The 15,582-nt window shown below is 72.3% G+C and carries 13 protein-coding genes; 8 read left to right on the top strand and 5 right to left on the bottom strand.

Translation table 11 applies throughout. The annotated features are described in order from the left end of the window. The first annotated feature begins 3 nt into the window (after window positions 1–3). Window positions 4–321 carry a hypothetical protein gene (locus tag CUC05_RS16625; protein ID WP_157965670.1) on the top strand — a complete coding sequence of 106 codons (318 nt, stop codon included), beginning with the start codon at window positions 4–6 and terminating at the stop codon, window positions 319–321. A gap of 12 nt (window positions 322–333) precedes the next feature. Here CUC05_RS16625 and CUC05_RS16620 read toward each other — a convergent pair whose 3' ends face one another. Beyond that, window positions 334–1,767, bottom strand: a complete 1,434-nt coding sequence (locus tag CUC05_RS16620; RefSeq protein ID WP_157965669.1) for a GGDEF domain-containing protein — start codon at window positions 1,765–1,767, stop codon at window positions 334–336. Between the two features lie 185 nt (window positions 1,768–1,952). Between CUC05_RS16620 and CUC05_RS16615 the strand changes: the two genes are divergently transcribed. Next, window positions 1,953–3,110: a GNAT family N-acetyltransferase gene (locus CUC05_RS16615; RefSeq protein ID WP_108667242.1), complete on the top strand. Its 1,158-nt coding sequence runs from the start codon at window positions 1,953–1,955 to the stop codon at window positions 3,108–3,110. 82 nt (window positions 3,111–3,192) lie between these two features. On the opposite strand, the gene CUC05_RS16610 is transcribed toward CUC05_RS16615, so the two are convergent. Further along, on the bottom strand, window positions 3,193–4,515 hold the full coding sequence (locus CUC05_RS16610; RefSeq protein WP_108667241.1) for a hypothetical protein: 1,323 nt from the start codon (window positions 4,513–4,515) through the stop codon (window positions 3,193–3,195). A 183-nt stretch (window positions 4,516–4,698) separates the two neighbouring features. Between CUC05_RS16610 and CUC05_RS25930 the strand changes: the two genes are divergently transcribed. Beyond that, window positions 4,699–8,496, top strand: coding sequence for a fibronectin type III domain-containing protein (locus CUC05_RS25930; protein WP_108667240.1), 3,798 nt, complete (start codon window positions 4,699–4,701; stop codon window positions 8,494–8,496). Window positions 8,497–8,532: 36 nt separating this feature from the next. Here CUC05_RS25930 and CUC05_RS16600 read toward each other — a convergent pair whose 3' ends face one another. Then, window positions 8,533–9,093, bottom strand: coding sequence for a CGNR zinc finger domain-containing protein (locus CUC05_RS16600; RefSeq protein ID WP_108667239.1), 561 nt, complete (start codon window positions 9,091–9,093; stop codon window positions 8,533–8,535). Window positions 9,094–9,191: 98 nt separating this feature from the next. On the opposite strand from CUC05_RS16600, the gene CUC05_RS16595 reads away from it, so the two are divergent. Further along, complete coding sequence (locus CUC05_RS16595; RefSeq protein WP_205712383.1) at window positions 9,192–10,274, top strand: EamA family transporter; 1,083 nt, start codon at window positions 9,192–9,194, stop codon at window positions 10,272–10,274. A gap of 65 nt (window positions 10,275–10,339) precedes the next feature. Here CUC05_RS16595 and CUC05_RS16590 read toward each other — a convergent pair whose 3' ends face one another. Then, entirely contained in the window at window positions 10,340–10,762 is a 423-nt protein-coding gene (locus CUC05_RS16590) for a TIGR03618 family F420-dependent PPOX class oxidoreductase (RefSeq protein ID WP_108667238.1), read from the bottom strand. A 111-nt stretch (window positions 10,763–10,873) separates the two neighbouring features. Here CUC05_RS16590 and trxA point away from each other — a divergent pair, with 111 nt between their 5' ends. The 3 genes from trxA (at window position 10,874) to CUC05_RS25925 (ending at window position 12,961) form a co-directional block, all read left to right on the top strand. Next, window positions 10,874–11,248, top strand: a complete 375-nt coding sequence (gene trxA / locus CUC05_RS16585; protein ID WP_108667237.1) for a thioredoxin — start codon at window positions 10,874–10,876, stop codon at window positions 11,246–11,248. Window positions 11,249–11,323: 75 nt separating this feature from the next. Continuing rightward, on the top strand, window positions 11,324–11,584 hold the full coding sequence (locus CUC05_RS16580; RefSeq protein WP_205712382.1) for a YrhK family protein: 261 nt from the start codon (window positions 11,324–11,326) through the stop codon (window positions 11,582–11,584). A gap of 84 nt (window positions 11,585–11,668) precedes the next feature. After that, on the top strand, window positions 11,669–12,961 hold the full coding sequence (locus CUC05_RS25925; RefSeq protein ID WP_276308913.1) for a YecA family protein: 1,293 nt from the start codon (window positions 11,669–11,671) through the stop codon (window positions 12,959–12,961). Between the two features lie 21 nt (window positions 12,962–12,982). Here CUC05_RS25925 and CUC05_RS16570 read toward each other — a convergent pair whose 3' ends face one another. Then, window positions 12,983–13,570, bottom strand: a complete 588-nt coding sequence (locus CUC05_RS16570; protein WP_108667236.1) for a Uma2 family endonuclease — start codon at window positions 13,568–13,570, stop codon at window positions 12,983–12,985. A gap of 86 nt (window positions 13,571–13,656) precedes the next feature. On the opposite strand from CUC05_RS16570, the gene CUC05_RS16565 reads away from it, so the two are divergent. Further along, window positions 13,657–15,297 (top strand): PHP domain-containing protein, encoded by a 1,641-nt coding sequence (locus tag CUC05_RS16565; protein WP_170128041.1) that lies wholly within the window; start codon window positions 13,657–13,659, stop codon window positions 15,295–15,297. Window positions 15,298–15,582: the final 285 nt, after the last annotated feature.

Genomic DNA, 15,582 nt, shown 5'->3' with positions numbered 1-15,582 from the left:
GCCATGCACAACGATGTCGTCCACCGTCTCCGGTCCGAGCTCCGCGGCTACTTCGTCGCGCCCACCTCGGAGCCACGGTCGTCGCGTGCGGCCGTCGGAGCCGTCGACTTCGCCTCCGTGGCACCGGTCATGCAGGCCGTGCGAGGGACCGCCGACCGGACCGCCCGCACGCTGCAGGCGCCGTCGGCCAGGACCCTGCTGCGCATCGCCCTGCTGTTCCTCGTGCCGGCCCTGCTGGTCGTGCTCGTGGCCGTGCCCATGGCGGCCGACCTCGCCGACACGCTCGCCGCGACCGCTGACGGGATCGTGGCCGGCAGCTGAGTCGTCGGCTGGCTAAGGGGTGTGGCGTCCGACGGCGGGCGGGTCGGTCGCGTCGTCGAGGTCGACACGGGGCGGTGAGTCGAACCGTTGACGCTTGTGGCGGTACATCGCCTGGTCGGCGCGCTCCATCAGCGCGTGTGATGATGTCTCGCCGGGTGTGGCGATGGCCATGCCGACGCTGACCCGGACCCGGATGGGTGGGTCGGTGGCCACGGGGACGTCGTTGAGGGCGGCGGTGACCTCCTTGTGGAGCGTCAGCGGGTCGGGAGTCCGGACGACGACGGTGAACTCGTCGCCCGACAACCGGGCGACCAGCCCTCGGCCGCCGACGGCCTCCTCGAGGTGCTGGGCGACCGCGATCAGCGCCTGGTCGCCGGCCCGGTGCCCGTGACGGTCGTTGACGGCCTTGAACTCGTCGACGTCGGCCATGAGGACGGCCACGTCACGGGCGACGTGGGGGTCGCCCAGCAGGCTGTCGAGGTGGTCGGTCAGCTGCCGGCGGCTGGCAACCCCCGTCAACGGGTCGGTTGCGAGCTCCTCGTCCAGCCGTGCACGGTCGAGGTCGCGGTCGATCAGCATCAGCGAGAAGCGCATGACCCACAGGGCCGACAGCAGTGTCAGGCCCGTCGCGAGTCCGACATCGGGTGGTGTGTCCAGCGCCACACGTGACCACATCAGTGCCGGTGCCGCCGCCAGCGCGACGCACATCAGCGACACCGACGCCGCGGTCACCCGCCGGTACACCGGCGCCGGACCGGGACGGATGGTCGACAGGTCGCGGTGGGACAGGGCATGGACGAGCAGCAGGCTCGAGACGACCGTCCAGATGTCGATCGACCGCGGCCGTACGGGCCCGAGGTCCTGCAGCGCCGTGAGGATCGTCCCGGGCATCGCGAGCCCGGCAGCCAGGGCGAAGGACTTCACCGCGCCGGAGGGGTCGGTGGCGATGGCACGCAGCCACAGGCTGGTCCCGACCAAGCCGATGACCAGCATCGTGGAGGGCAGCGAGTCCGCCACCGTCGGGTCGCCGGTCAGGGCGGCGAGCTCGCGCAGGCCCATCGCGGCGATGAGGCCCACGATCAGGCCGTCGAGGACGATGTGGCGGCCGTGACCCGGGCGGATGCCGCGGACGAAGACCGCACCGGCCGTCAGCAGCAGGAGGCTTGCGAGTCCGTTGAGCAGCTCACCCGGCCCGCCGTCGGGCAGGGCGAACCGGGCACCGTTGCTGAGGGCGTACAGCGTGCAGGACCCGACGAGCAACCAGAAGGCCGGAAGTCGAGGACCGTTGGCGCGACGGACACGGAGGAGGCTCGTCGTGCCGGCCGCAGCCGCGAGCAGGTACTGCAGCCCTCGCGCGGCCACCCGTGCCTCGTCGCCGACGAGCATGGCCCCGATGGCCAGGACTGCGCCGACCACGAGCCACGGTCGAGGGCGCGCCGCAGCCATCCCCCGTGTCGGTGTTGGGTCGCCCATCGGCCTCCGATCGGCGGCCGCGAACGAGACCTGAGGCGTCCCGCGTCCTTTCGTGGGGGCCGCCCGCGGTGGTTGCCGGGGGTGGGCCGGTCACGGACGTGTGTCGGGTTCCGGGCCGCCCGTCGTGGTTGCCCGACACGCGCCGGTACGGTCCCGGGATGGCACGTATCGAATCGTTGAGCGCGGTGACGCTCGCCGTGGCCGACATGGACCGATCGACCACCTTCTACGACGCGCTGGGCCTCGAGCGCGTCCATCACCAGGCCGACTTCACCTCCTACCGCTGCGGGGAGGGGTTCATCAACCTCCAGCAGGTCCCGGGACCGTCCCCGTCGGGCTGGGGACGGGTCATCGTCTGGGTCGACGACGTCGACGCCATGGCCCGCGTAGCGGTGGCGGCCGGCGGGGTGCTGGATGGTCAGCCGGCCGACGCGCCGTGGGGTGAACGCTACGTGCACTGCACCGACCCCGACGGGCACGAGCTGTCCCTCGCCCGCCCGATCGACGCCCCCGTCCTCGCGCCGGCCACGCCCGAGGACATCGACCACCTCCTGGCGCTCAACGAGGCGGAGGTCCCGGCCGTCGGCTCGTTGGACCGGGCCGGGTTCGACCGGCTGCTCGCACAGGCCGACCGGACCATCGTCATCCGCCGCGGCGGATCGATCGCCGGCTTCGTCGTCCTGGTCCGCGAGGGGTCGGACTACGCCAGCCCCAACTACCGATGGTTCGCCGAGCGGGTCCCGGCCTTCCTCTACGTCGACCGGGTCGTCGTCGCCCCCGACCACCGGCGACGCGGCGTCGGCAGGGCGCTGTACCACCGGGTCATCGACGAGGCCGGTGACCTGCCCGTGCTGGCCGAGGTCAACACCATCCCTCGCAACGACGCGTCCCTGGACTTCCATGCCGAGATGGGGTTCGAGGAGATGGGGCGGCTCGCCCACGCCGCCGACAAGGAGGTGGCGATGCTGCGCCACGACCCGCGCGGAGCCACGCTGCGGGCGGGCACGCTGGCCACCGCCACGGACGTACCGGTGGAGGGAGAGGCGTTCGCCACGCTGCTTCGCCTGCCCGGCGTGACCGTGGAGCAGATCACGTCCTCCGCCACCCCGGACACCGGCGTGCAGGTCGGCGAGGCCGACGAGTGGGTGGTCGTGCTCGACGGCAGCGCTGAGCTCGAGGTGGCCGGCGAGCCACGGACGCTGGCGGCGGGCGACTGGATCGTCCTGCCGGCCGGCACCCCGCACCGTGTCCTGGCCACGACCGCCGGGACGCGTTGGCTGGCGGTGCACGTCACCCCGTCCTCAGGCGGCGCCTGATGCCGACCGGCGCTCGCGCTGCTCCTCCTCGCCACGGGTTTGCGCTTCCCTCGGGATCGCCGGCGATCATCGAGGGCGACGGTCAGCCGTCCCGTCGGTAGCGCGACGCCACCCGGGAGACCACCGGGGATTCGGGGGAGGTGCGCGCGGGGACCAGGCCGGCCAGCAGGTGGCTGGTGACGACGGCGCCGACCGTGCCCCAGCCGACCCTGGACATCACTGCCCCGGCGGCACCGCCGATCGTTATGGCGACGACGACCGCGAGCAGACCGGCGTTGAACAGCGCCACACGGATCGTGGCCAACCGCTCGAACCTGGCGACCATCCGGTCCCGTCCGGCGAAGGTGCGGCCCCGGAGCATGGGGGCGACGTGGGTCAGCGCGCCGACGATCGCCTGCAGCAGCACGCCCATGCCGACGGCCACGCCCAGGGCATCCAGACGGTCCCACCAGCCGTAGGCGACCACGGCCACGTCCGCCCACACCATCGCGGGGAACCACAGGCCGACCGCGACGACCGACCACCTCGCCGGCGCGCCACGAGACCGCAGCGCCGCCCGCACGACCGCGCTGCACGTCGTCGTGGCAGCCCAGGCGAAGACCCCCAACGCGACCGCCGCCAGGCATCGGACGACGACCCCGAGCACCCCACCGACGCCGGATCCGAGCAGCAGGAGGGTGCCGACGCTCAGGCCGGTCGCGCCGTGACGCAGCACGACGGCGGCACGGTCGTCGGCTCCTGGCTCGATCCGGGTGCGGGCAAGTGTCGGCCCGAAGAAGACGACGGTGGACAACAACGTCAGCCCGCCCCAGCCGAGCACGTTGACGTGCAGGTGGGCGACACGGGCGGAGACGTACCAGGGGCCCGACAGCACGCCGAGGCCCATCAGCACCCCGAGCAGGGCACCGTGGACGAACATGCCGTGGGCTCGCTCGTACACCCGCACGATCCAGGCGAACCGAGCGCCGACCGCGCGCCGGCGCATGCGCCGAAGCTGCCACCAGGACCACATGACGGCGCCCGTCAGCGCCGTGGCACCGACGCCCAGCAGGGCCCGTCGACCCTGGACGACCCCGGTCAGCATCAGCACCGCGCCGACGTTGGCCACGACCAGACGGCCTGTGAGGTTGGCGGCCGGGCTGCGGGTCAGGGTCGTCCCGAAGTGGTCGGCGAACGCCAGCACGAGGTTGGAGAGGACACCGAGGGTGAACAGGTGCACCGCCAGCCACCGGCCACCCGGCAGGACGTCACCCGCCAGCGTCCATGCCGCCACGGCGACGCCGTAGCCGACGGCGAGCAGGACGGCGGGGCCGGTGGGCCCGAACGGTGACCGTCCCAGGCGTCCCTCGCGGTGGCCGCGGATGGTCCGCGGCCGCGACGGCGGGGTGCTGGGCTCGATGGACACGACGGCCAGCGTCGAGGATCCCGGCGACGATGACCATGACCGAAGGTCCCGGCGCGTTCAGGACCTTGGGTTCGACTGCGCGTGCCCACTCCTTACGGCCTGTTGTGGATCCGTGGACGCAGTCGTAGCGTGCGACGCCCAGGCGCGATCGCTGTGCCAACGGCAGAAGGTGGAGGGACCTCGATGCACGTGTCTCGTATCCGTCGGTTCGCGTTCGCGGCGCTGTTCGGCCTGTTGGCCGCGCTGCTGTCAGTACCCGCAGGTGCACAGGACCGCCCGGCCTCCGATCCGCGCGGGAACGAACAGGGGCTCAGCCAGGTCCTCAGCGACTACGCCCGTGGCGAGGTCGCCCAGGTCGGCACGAGCAGCAGCGAGCCGGGGGTTCGCCCGGTCCCGGACTCGATCATCAACGACGGCAGACGGTTGTTGGTCTACGTGCAGGCCGACCGTGCCATCGACGCGGGTATCGAGGCCGCCTTGGAGGATGCGGGCGCCGAGATCACCCATGTGGCCGACGAATACCGGGTCGTGACGGCGTACGTGGCCCCGGCGGACCTGCGAGCGGTTGCCGCCGTCGACGGCGTCGTGTCGCTCCAGGAGGCGTGGGCCCCCGACGTCAACGACGACGGCACGGTCACCGGGGCATGTGCGACGGGCATCAACAGCACCGCCGACATCCAGCTGCAGGCCGACATCGCCCGCCGGGACTTCGGTGTCGACGGGAGCGGAGTGACGGTCGGCGTGCTGTCGGACACCTACGACACCACCACGACCGACGCCACGGACGAGTCGGACGACATCCTGTCCAACGACCTTCCCGGAGCAGCGAACCCATGCGGACGGACCACGGCGGTCGACGTCCTGGCCGACCTGAACGGCGGTATCGACGAGGGCCGGGCCATGGCCCAGCTCGTGCACGACCTCGCACCCGAGGCCGACCTGTCGTTCGCGACGGCGTTCGAGGGGCTCTACCAGTTCGCCGACCGCATCCGTGACCTGCGCACGGCGGGCGCGGACGTCATCGTCGACGACATCACGTACTTCGTCGAGCCGGTATTCCAGGAGGGACCCATCTCGGTTGCGGTCGACGATGTGGTTGCCGGCGGTGCGGTGTACCTGTCGAGCGCCGGCAACAGCAACGTGATCGTCGGTGGCAAGAACGTCGCCAGCTACGAGGCTCCGGCATACCGCCCGACGGCATGTCCACCAGCGTTCAACGGTGCGGGCTACCTCGACTGCCACGACTTCGATGCGGGCGCGGGCACTGACCCGACCCTGGGGCTGACCGTGCCCGTCGGTGGGTTCCTCCGGTCGCTGTCGCAGTGGGCAGAGCCGTGGCACGGAGTCGTCACCGACCTCGACGTGGTCTTCCTGAACGCCTCGGGCAACAGCGTCGCCGCGTCCACCAACCCCATCGGCGTCCAGCCGTTCGAGCGCACCGAGTTCGTCAACGGTGGGGCCCAGCAGGAGGTATCGGTGGTCGTCGCCAGATGGCCATCGCCCACCCCGGGCACTCCCCGGATCAACCTCAACTTCGGGCGCAGCCGGATCGTTGGTGCGGAGTACCCCGACGGGGTCAACGGCGACATCGTCGGCCCGACCATCTTCGGTCACAACGGGGCGGAGAACGCCCTGTCCCTCGCAGCGACCCCGTACGACGACATCGGCCTCCTGCCGGAGACGTTCAGCTCCCACGGACCCGTCACGCACTACTTCGAGCCGACCGACACCGTGGGCCCTGGTTTCCCCGGCACCGGCACGCCATCGGCACCGCTCGCCACCCCGAACGTGCTGGACAAGCCGGACATCACCGCCACCGACGGCACCTGCACGACCTTCTTCGGCCAGTTCTTCGACGGTTGCAACCGCTTCTTCGGCACGTCCGCCGCCGCGCCCCACGCGGCTGCGGTCGCGGCCCTCGTCGTCGACGCGGCGCCGGACATGACGCCGGCGCAGATCCACCAGCTGCTGGAGGACACGGCCACGCCGATGAACGCCCCCGCCGACGCCGTCGGTGCCGGCCGCGTGGACGCCCATGCAGCCCTCGATGCCCTGCGCCCCTCCGCGGTCGCGGGCACACCGGGCAACGGCCACGTGGACCTCACCTGGAACGCCCCGGCCAACGAACCCGGGACCATCACCGGCTACCGGATCCGCACCTTCGACACGGGCGTGCAGATGGGCGCCCCCCTCGACGTGCCCGCCGCCACCTCCGCGACCGTCCCGGGCCTCACCAACGGCACGACCTACACCTTCACCGTCGCGGCACTGACCACGTCCGGTGAGGTACTGGAGTCCGACGAGAGCGCCGGCGTCGTCCCTGCCCCGACGGCACCCGATGCCCCGATGGACCTGTCCGGGACGCCGGGCCCGGGACAGGTGTCCCTCACCTGGAACCCCCCAGCCGACACCGGCGGCAGCCCCATCACCGAGTACCGCGTCCGCACCTTCGACGGCGGCGTCCAGATGGGCGGCTTCGAGACGTTCACCGACACCCCGGGCGCCATCACCGGCCTGACCAACGGGACGCCGTACACGTTCACGGTCTCGGCGGTCAACGCCATCGGTGAGGGGCCGGAGTCGGCCGAGGCCGGTCCCTACACCCCCGCTGACGTCCCCGCAGCCCCGACGGGCGTGGGTGCCGTCGCCGGAAACGCCCGTGCGACCGTGTCGTGGACCGCTCCGGCCGACGACGGCGGCAGCGCGTTGACCGGGTTCCGGGTGCGGGCGTACGACGGTGCCGTCCTTGCTGCCGGCCCCGTTGACGTCGGCGCCGGGTCCACCCAGACCCAGCTGACCGGCCTGACGAACGGCACGCCCTACACGTTCACCGTGTCGGCGACCAACGCGCTCGGTGAGGGCCCGGAATCCGCGCCGTCAGGGGCGGTCACCCCGACGGCGCCGCCCCCACCTCCTCCGCCGCCCCCACCCCCACCCCCACCCCCACCCCCGACACCCACGCCGACCCCGACGCCGACCGAAACGGCGCCGCCGGATGACGGCCTGATCTACGTGCCCCCCGCCGACGGTGACGGTGGCGGTTCGGACGTGTCGATCGACTTCAGCCAGCTGACCACGCCGAACGGGCCCTCCGGGTTCGCCCAGCGGATCCTCGGCGTCCAGGAAGTCGAGGTGCTGCTCGCCAGCGAGGCCGTCTTCGCTGACGCGCTGGCCTCCGGAACCCTCCAGGACACCCGCACCCTCCTGCTGACCGACCCGGACGAGCTCGAGGACGAGGTGCTGGCAGAGCTGCAACGCATCGGGGCGACCTCTGTTCGCATCCTCGGGGGAGAGCTCGCCGTCAGCCCGGCCGTGGCCGACGCGCTGATGGCCGAGGGGTTCACCGTCGGCCGGACCGCTGGTGAGACGAGGCTGGAGACGGCAGCGGCTGTCGCCCTCCTCGCCGCCTCCGACGACGGCTTCCTCGCCCGCGCGTTCCCTGCGTCGGCGGACCAGCCGACGCAGGCGTTCGCCGACTCCCTCGCCCTGGGCGGATGGGCTGCCACGTCGGGCGGCCCCGTCCTGCTCAGCGAGACCGACCAGCTGAGCGCCACGACGACGAGCGCCCTCGAGCAGGGATCGTTGGGTTCGCTCCGGCTCGTCGGCGGCGAGGCAGCCCTGTCCGACCCCGTCGCCGTGGCGGCAGCTGCCATCGTGGCCGACACCGATCGGGTCGCTGGACCGACCCGCTTCCACACCGCCGTCGCGGTGGCCGAGGCGCGCGGCGCCACGGCCGCTGACCCCGCCGATGCGGTCGTGGTGATCGATGGCGGCTCGGCGTTCGGCTGGACCGCCGGGTTCTCTGCCGCACGGCTGTCCGCCGAGCGGGATGCCCCGATCGTGCTGCTCGACGGCGACACCGTCCCCGAGGTCACCGCCGACTTCCTCGCCGCTGCCGTGGCCGAGGGGGCCGAGGTCGTCTGCTCGGCCTCGCGCACGGCGTGTGACGACGTGGCCGACCTGCTCGGCATCAGCCCCTAGTACCGACCCCGACGGAGGGGGGTGGAGCCGCCGGGGTCATCGTTCCCCGGCGGCCTTCCGCGCCCGGTAGGCCGCCACGTTCGCCCGGTTGCCGCAGTTGCCCACGTCGCAGTAGCGCTTGGACCGGTTGCGGGAGAGGTCGATCAGCACGGCATCACAGTCCTCGGCCGCGCACAGCCGCAGGCGCGACAGCTCGTCGGCGCGGACCAGGTCGACGACGGCCAGCGCCGCCTCGACGGCGATGCGTTCGGCCAACGGATGGTCAGCCCCCACCGCGTGGATGTGCCAGTCCCACCCGTCGTGGCGCACCAGCTGCGGCAACGCATCGTGCTCGCGGAGCAGGGTGTTGACCCGATCGACCACGGCCTCGACGTCGTCATCCCACAGCTCCCGGAGCCGTGGGCGGAGGTCCCGGACCTCGTCCAGCTCGACATCGTCGCGGGTCCGCGATCCCGAGTACTGGTTGTCGGCGACGAACGCCTCCAGCTGCTCGGCGGTGCGCATCTCGTCCTCACCGCTGTCCGAGGCGTTCGGGGCGGTGTTGACCAGCGCAGCCGTCGCCAGCAGCGCCATCTCCGTGTCATGGGTGAAACGCACGTTGACTCCTGACATACTGTGGCGCTACGGTCATGACCGTAATGCTACTTGACTCATGACATGCCGGTCCGAAGGGGCTGGCCAGGAGGAGCCGCCCCGTGACGACCGCCGTGCTGAGGTCGATGTCGACCCTGCGTCCCAGGATCCCCACCCGCCTGCGGGCAGGGTCGCTTGCCGGGCTGCGCCTGCGTCGAGCCGGTGGACCCGCACCACAGGGCGGCTCGGTCGGGGCGATCCTCCTGGCCCTGGTCTCGGCCCTGACGTTCGGGTTGTCGGGTCCGTTCGCCAAGGCGCTGCTGGAGTCGGGTTGGTCGCCCTCCGCCGCAGTCCTCGTCCGTGTCGGAGGTGCTGCCCTCGTCCTGCTGCCGGCCCTCGTCGTGGTCTGGCGTCGCAAGCGTCCGGCCCGGCGTGACACCCGCGTCGTCCTGGCCTATGGCGTCATCGCCGTCGCCGGTGCCCAGATCTGCTACTTCTCGGCTGTTCAGACGCTGTCGGTCGGGGTGGCGCTGCTGCTGGAGTACCTCGCCCCGGTCCTGCTCGTCGGGCTGGCCTGGGCCCGCACCCGGACGGCCCCGGGCCGCCGGACCCTCGTCGGTTCCGTCGTGTCCATGGTCGGCCTGGTGCTGGTGCTCGACATCGGCGGCGCCGTCGACGTCGACCCGATCGGCGTGCTCTGGGGACTGGGCGCCGCGGTCTGCCTGTCCGCGTACTTCCTGCTGTCGGCGAGGGTCTCCGATGACCTGCCGCCCGTGCTGCTGGCCGGCGGCGGGTTGGCCGTCGGCAGCATCGCCATCGCGCTGCTCGGCGTCGCCGGCGTGCTGCCGCTGCACGCGTCGACCGCGTCGGTGCAGCTGATGGGCCGCACGACGAGCTGGATCGTGCCGGTCGTCGTGCTGGTGCTGGTGTCCTCGGTGCTCGCCTACCTCACCGGCATCGTCGCGGCCGGTCGCCTGGGGTCGCGCGTGGCGTCCTTCGTCGGCCTGACGGAGGTGCTGTTCGCGGTGCTCGCCGCGTGGGTGCTGCTGGGTCAGCTGCCCGTCGCGATCCAGCTGGTGGGCGGCCTGTGCATCATGGTCGGCGTGGCGCTCGTGCACGGCGACCCCGACTCCGCCGCGGACGCGCTGACCGCCCCCGACGGGGCCCCCACCGTCGACCCGCACCCGGTCCCGCAGCCGAGCTAACTCCCGAGCAGCTGACCTTCGAGCAGCTGACCACCGGTCGGCTGCTCCCATCGCCCAGCTGATCCTCAGCGAGGCAGCTGGCCGTGGACCGCGGTCGGGGTCAGCCGCACCACCAGGCGGCGGTCGTCGACCATCGCCTGCATGAACTCCTCGGGGTCCGGGTGGGGTTTGCCCTGGACGGCCTCGAACACGGTCATCAGCTCCTGCCCGGTGGCGTCACCCGGTTCGGTCGAGACCGGCGAGAGCTCCACGTCGCAGGTCGCCGCCACGTAGGACCAGAAGTCGTCGCTGGCGACATGCATGACCGCCAGCGGCCGGCGGCGCAGGTTGTCGGTCTTGACGCGCCCGTCGGTCACGGAGACGCGGAAGGTCGTGCCATCGAAGGCGTAGACCACGTTGGTGGCGTGGGGAACCTCCCCCTCGGAGAGGGTCACGATCACCGCGTGGTGCCGTTCGGACAGGAAGCCGATGGCGTCGCTGATCTCCATGGACCTGACTGTAGAGGGCTCCGGGCCCGTCGACGGGCGGTTCGGAACATCGGTTGGGCAGCTGGTGTTGGGGGGATGGATCGACGTACGGCTCGAACAGAGGAGAACCCCATGAGCACCGTCACCCTGACCGCCGACAGCTTCCAGGACACCGTCACCGACAACGACATCGTGATGGTCGACTTCTGGGCCGAGTGGTGTGGCCCCTGCAAGTCCTTCGCCCCCGTCTACGAGGCGACCTCGGAGTCCAACCCCGACATCGTGTTCGGCAAGGTCGACACCGAGGCCGAGCAGGCCCTCGCCGGCGCAGCCGGCATCCAGTCCATCCCGACCCTCATGGTCTTCCGCGAGGGCGTGATGGTCTTCCGCCAGTCCGGCGCCCTGCCCCAGCAGGCGATGGACCAGCTGATCGAGCAGGTCCGCGAGCTCGACATGGAGGACGTGCACGCCAAGGTCGCCGAGGCCGAGGCCAGCCAGCAGGCCTGATCGTCGTTTGCCGGTCGCAGGACCGGGGATGGGTCGGATGAACACCTCGTTCGTCCGACCCATCCGGAGTTCTGCGTGACCACCGACCTCGACCACGACGACGTCAGCCTGTCCACCCATCCCGTCGAGGAGGTGGTGCAGGACTACGAGTGGTTCCACACCATGCTCGGCGTCATCGGCAACGTCGCGTTCTTCGTCGGCTCGGTCTTCTTCCTGTTCGAGTCGCTCAAGACCGCCGGGGTGTGGCTGTTCATCGTCGGCTCGTTCGGCATGCTCATCGGGTCGCTGGGTCGCATCGCGGTCCGCCGGGCGCGCCGCCGGCGCCAGGATTCGTGACCACACGGCCGGCGACCACCAGCACTCGTGACCACACCGGCCGCGGCGGGGCCTGACGCACCGCCCGGGTACCCTGCCGGCCTCATGAACGACCTCACCGCCGACCTTCCCGCCGACCTCGTCGACCGCCTCGCCGAGGTACCGCGTGACGAGCCGATGGTCCTCGACCTCGTCGGCCCCGTGGACGTCGGCGGGACGCCGACGGAGGTGCGTCTGCGCATCCTCGCCGCCGACCCGCTGGAGGGGGATCGGCAGGGCGCCGACCGCTTCGTGGCCGCCCACCCGACCCCCGACGGACGCGAGGTCATCGGCTACGTCTCCCTGGGGCAGGCCGAGCTCGACGCCGCCGACGCAGGCTGGGCCGCGCTGCTCGGCCGTGCGGCACGCGCGGTCGCCGAGGCCATGGCCGGCTCGGATGGCGCGACCGGTGCAGCCCACGGCGAGGACCCGCTCGCCGACCTGCCGGCCGAGCCGGCACCGATCGACGGCTGGCAGGTGGGGGAGTGGTTGCCCTACTCCGTCGGCGTGCTCATCGACATCGCCGAGGCCGAGGACGGCCCGCTGGGGTTCCCCGCCGAGCCGCTGGTCCCGACGACGCCGCCCAAGCGGATCGACGACTGCGCCGGCTGTGCGGGCACCGTCCTGCACCCTCCCCACATCCCGCTGGAGGTGGTCCTCGGCCTCTGCCCGACCCACCAGCGCCAGCACGAGAGCTGGATCGCCGATCACCTGCCGATGGCGGAGGAGGAGCTGCACACCCTCCACTCGCTCATCATCGACATGGAAGCGGTGTACGTCAGCGGCGTCGGGGCAGGGATCGCCGCCATCGACCGCGGCGAGTCGACGCCGACGGAGCTGCTGCGCCGCGCGCGGACCTGGTTCGACGAGCCCGGCCGTCTCTCGCCGGTCTACATCGACGACGACGACCTGGCGGGCGTGCTCGAACGCGCCACCCAGGACATCAAGGAGGCGGAGGGGGTCGAGGCCGGGTTGGCGGCGCTGGACGACCTGCGCTTCCTCGTCCCCGAGGCCTGCTGGCTGGTCGACATGGACGCCCTGGTCTGGCTCGAGCAGGACGACCCCCGGCAACGGCAGCTGCTGGACCACGTGCTGGCCGACCACGCCGACGAGCCGGGGGCGATCCTGGGTGCGGCGGAGATGCACGAACGGCTCGACGACCACGAGACGGCCACCGCGCTGTACCGCAGGGCGTGGACCCGCGGGCTGGCGTCGGGTCAGCCGATGATCGCCGAGGTCGCCGAGCAGGGACTCGAGCGCATCGGCGAGGAGCCGCCGCAGCCCACGAGCAAGGTCGGCCGCAACGACCCGTGCCCCTGCGGCAGCGGCAAGAAGTTCAAGAAGTGCTGCGGCCGTTGACCCCGTCGCGGTGCACGTCCCTCAGTCCGTGACGCGGGTCCCGTCGGCCGTCCAGCGGTCGGCGAGCAGCAGGGCAAGGTCGATCGGCGCCCCCAGGACGTCCAGCTCGTCGTCGGGTCCCAGCTCGTCGACGCGCCCGTAGCCGTCGGGAGTGGGGTCGTGGTGCACGAGCGCCCGGGCCCGGGCCATGTCGAGGACGACGTAGAGGGGGATGCCCGCCGCGGCGTACCGCGGCGCCTTGTGCACGAGGTCCAGCCGTTGGCTGGTGACCGAGACCTCGATCGCGGCGTGCGCGGCCAGCGGATGGGCGAGCGGGGTGGTGGTGTCGGTCACGGCGACGTCGGGTTCGGGCAGGGAGACGTCATCGACGGCCAGGGGCAGCTGGATCCGGACGTCCAGCCCTCGGGCCATCAGCGGCGCCAGCATGGCGGTCAGTCGTGTGATGGCCCAGCCGTGGGGTGAACCCTGCGGGCTCACCCAGACCAGCTCCCCGCCGAGCAGCTCGATCGGTTCGCCCTCGAACATGCCCTGCGCGACCATCTGCTCGAACTCCACCCGGCGGAGCCCGCGGACACGGACTCCCTCATCGGGACGGATCAGGTCGGTCATCGTCGAGGACCAGTCTACGGGGGGTGCTGGGATCCATGCCCGGCGCGGTACGGATGCCGGCGGGACGGATGGGGCAGGATCCGGCCGTGGCTGTGGACAACGTCGACCGAGGTGTCAACGACGCCGTCGCCGACGATCTCGCGGAGATCGCGGCGATCCTGTCGTCCCGCCGCGGCGAGCGCTTCCGCGCACGCGCCTTCCGCACCGCCGGCCGGATGGTGGCCGCGCTTCCCCTGCCGGTGGACCAGCTGGCTGAGGAGGAGCTGCGTGCCCTCGACGGCGTCGGCGACGCGGTGGCACGGGCCATCCGGAGCCATCTGGAGGACGGGGTCAGCGGCTACCTGGCGCGGCTGCGGGAGGAGGAACCGGAAGGGTTCGGCCAGCTGGTGCAGGTGATGGGTGTGTCGACCAGGCTGGCCCGCGAGCTGTCCTCGCGCGGGGTCGTGGACCGTGACGGGTTGGCCGCCCTCGTCGAGGACGGCAGCATCCTCGACGTGCCCGGCGTGCGGGAACGGACCGCCGAGGTCATCGCCGACGGGCTCGGACGCATCGACCACCGCGGCGCCGGCATGCCCGTGCTGCGGCAGGCACGGCTGGAGGCCGAACGCTGGGCGGTGGCGCTGGGCGGGTTGCCGGGTGTGGCCCGGGCCGTCGTGGCCGGGCAGGTGCGACGGGGGGTGCAGCAGCCGACGGCGCTGGATGTGCTGCTGGTCTGCACCGACCCGATCCCGCAGGTCGCCGTTGCGGTGTGCGAGCACGACGGCTGCATCAGGACGCTGGTCGACACCGGGGACAGGGTGGACCTGCTGACCTCGGCGGGGCGTCACCTGGTCGTGCACCTCACCGCCGAGCGTCGCGCGGGGTCGGCGCTCGTCGTCGCCACCGGCAGCGAGGCACACGTCCGGGTCCTGCGGGAGCGAGGGATGGACGGCGCGGCACCGGACGAACCGACGGCGTACGCCCCGGCGGACATGACGCCCGTCCCGCCTCCCCTTCGCGAGGTGGCCGGCCCGCCCGTGCCCGACCGCCTGATCACGCTCGCTGACCTGGTCGGCGACGGACACGTGCACACCGAGTGGTCGGGGGACGGCCACGACTCCATCGACACGCTGGCGACCGCCGCCCGGGCACGCGGGTACGAGTGGATCGCCCTGACCGACCACGCGGAGAACCTGACGATGAACGGCCTGACCCGGGAGGCGCTCCGTCGTCGGGACGCTGCTATCGAGGAGGCCCGCGAACGCCATCCTGACGTCCGGCTGCTCAGGGGGCTCGAGCTGAACATCGGGCTGGACGGCGGCCTGGACTACGACGAGGAGACGTTGCTCGCTCAGGACTGGTGCGTCGCCAGTGTGCACTCGGTCTTCCAGCGGCCCGAGCCCGTCCAGACCGAGCGGATCCTCGCTGCGGTGGCCCACCCGGCGGTCCACGCGATCGGGCATCCCGTCGGCCGGCTGCTCGGGATGCGGCCGGGGTACCGCATCGACATCCACGCCATCGCCCAGGCGGCCGCCGAGACGGGCACGGCGCTGGAGGTCAACGGGTCGCCCCGCCGGCTGGACCTCGACGCGGAGATGGTGGCGATCGCCGTCGCCGCCGGGGCCACGCTGGTCCTGGACTCCGACGCCCATCGGGCCCGCGAGCTTGACTACGTCGTCGAGGCGGTCCTGACCGCGCAACGCGGCGGCGCACCCCTCCACCTGATCCGCAACGCCCACCCCGCCTGACGCCTCGGTCCCACCGGCGCGGTCCGGCCCGGTCCGGTCCGGCGCGGTCCGGCCCGGTCGGCGCGGTCCGCGCGGTCCGGCCCGATTGGCGCGGTCCGGTCGGCTCGGCGCGGTCCGGCGCGGTCCGGCCGGGTCGGCCCGAATTGTGCAGCTGGACCAGCATCCCGGCCGGCCTGCACCCATACGGGCCCGGGATGTGCAGCTTGACCGCCGTGCCGGCAGAGGTGCACGAGCCACGCACGTCGACCAGGTTGCACGAGCGTCCACCAGAGGACGGTCTTCGCC

Origin of the sequence: Euzebya rosea, assembly GCF_003073135.1 — a bacterium.
GTDB lineage: Bacteria > Actinomycetota > Nitriliruptoria > Euzebyales > Euzebyaceae > Euzebya > Euzebya rosea.
Note: the sequence above shows the minus strand (reverse complement) of the source record. Positions and strands in the feature narration are given on the sequence as shown.

Coding starts and splice junctions, on each gene's coding strand:
- CUC05_RS16625 (WP_157965670.1), top strand. CDS start 4: ATGCACAACGATGTCGTCCACCGTCTCCGGTCCGAGCTCCGCGGCTAC.
- CUC05_RS16620 (WP_157965669.1), bottom strand. CDS start 1,767: ATGGCTGCGGCGCGCCCTCGACCGTGGCTCGTGGTCGGCGCAGTCCTG.
- CUC05_RS16615 (WP_108667242.1), top strand. CDS start 1,953: ATGGCACGTATCGAATCGTTGAGCGCGGTGACGCTCGCCGTGGCCGAC.
- CUC05_RS25930 (WP_108667240.1), top strand. CDS start 4,699: ATGCACGTGTCTCGTATCCGTCGGTTCGCGTTCGCGGCGCTGTTCGGC.
- CUC05_RS16590 (WP_108667238.1), bottom strand. CDS start 10,762: ATGGAGATCAGCGACGCCATCGGCTTCCTGTCCGAACGGCACCACGCG.
- trxA (WP_108667237.1), top strand. CDS start 10,874: ATGAGCACCGTCACCCTGACCGCCGACAGCTTCCAGGACACCGTCACC.
- CUC05_RS25925 (WP_276308913.1), top strand. CDS start 11,669: ATGAACGACCTCACCGCCGACCTTCCCGCCGACCTCGTCGACCGCCTC.
- CUC05_RS16570 (WP_108667236.1), bottom strand. CDS start 13,570: ATGACCGACCTGATCCGTCCCGATGAGGGAGTCCGTGTCCGCGGGCTC.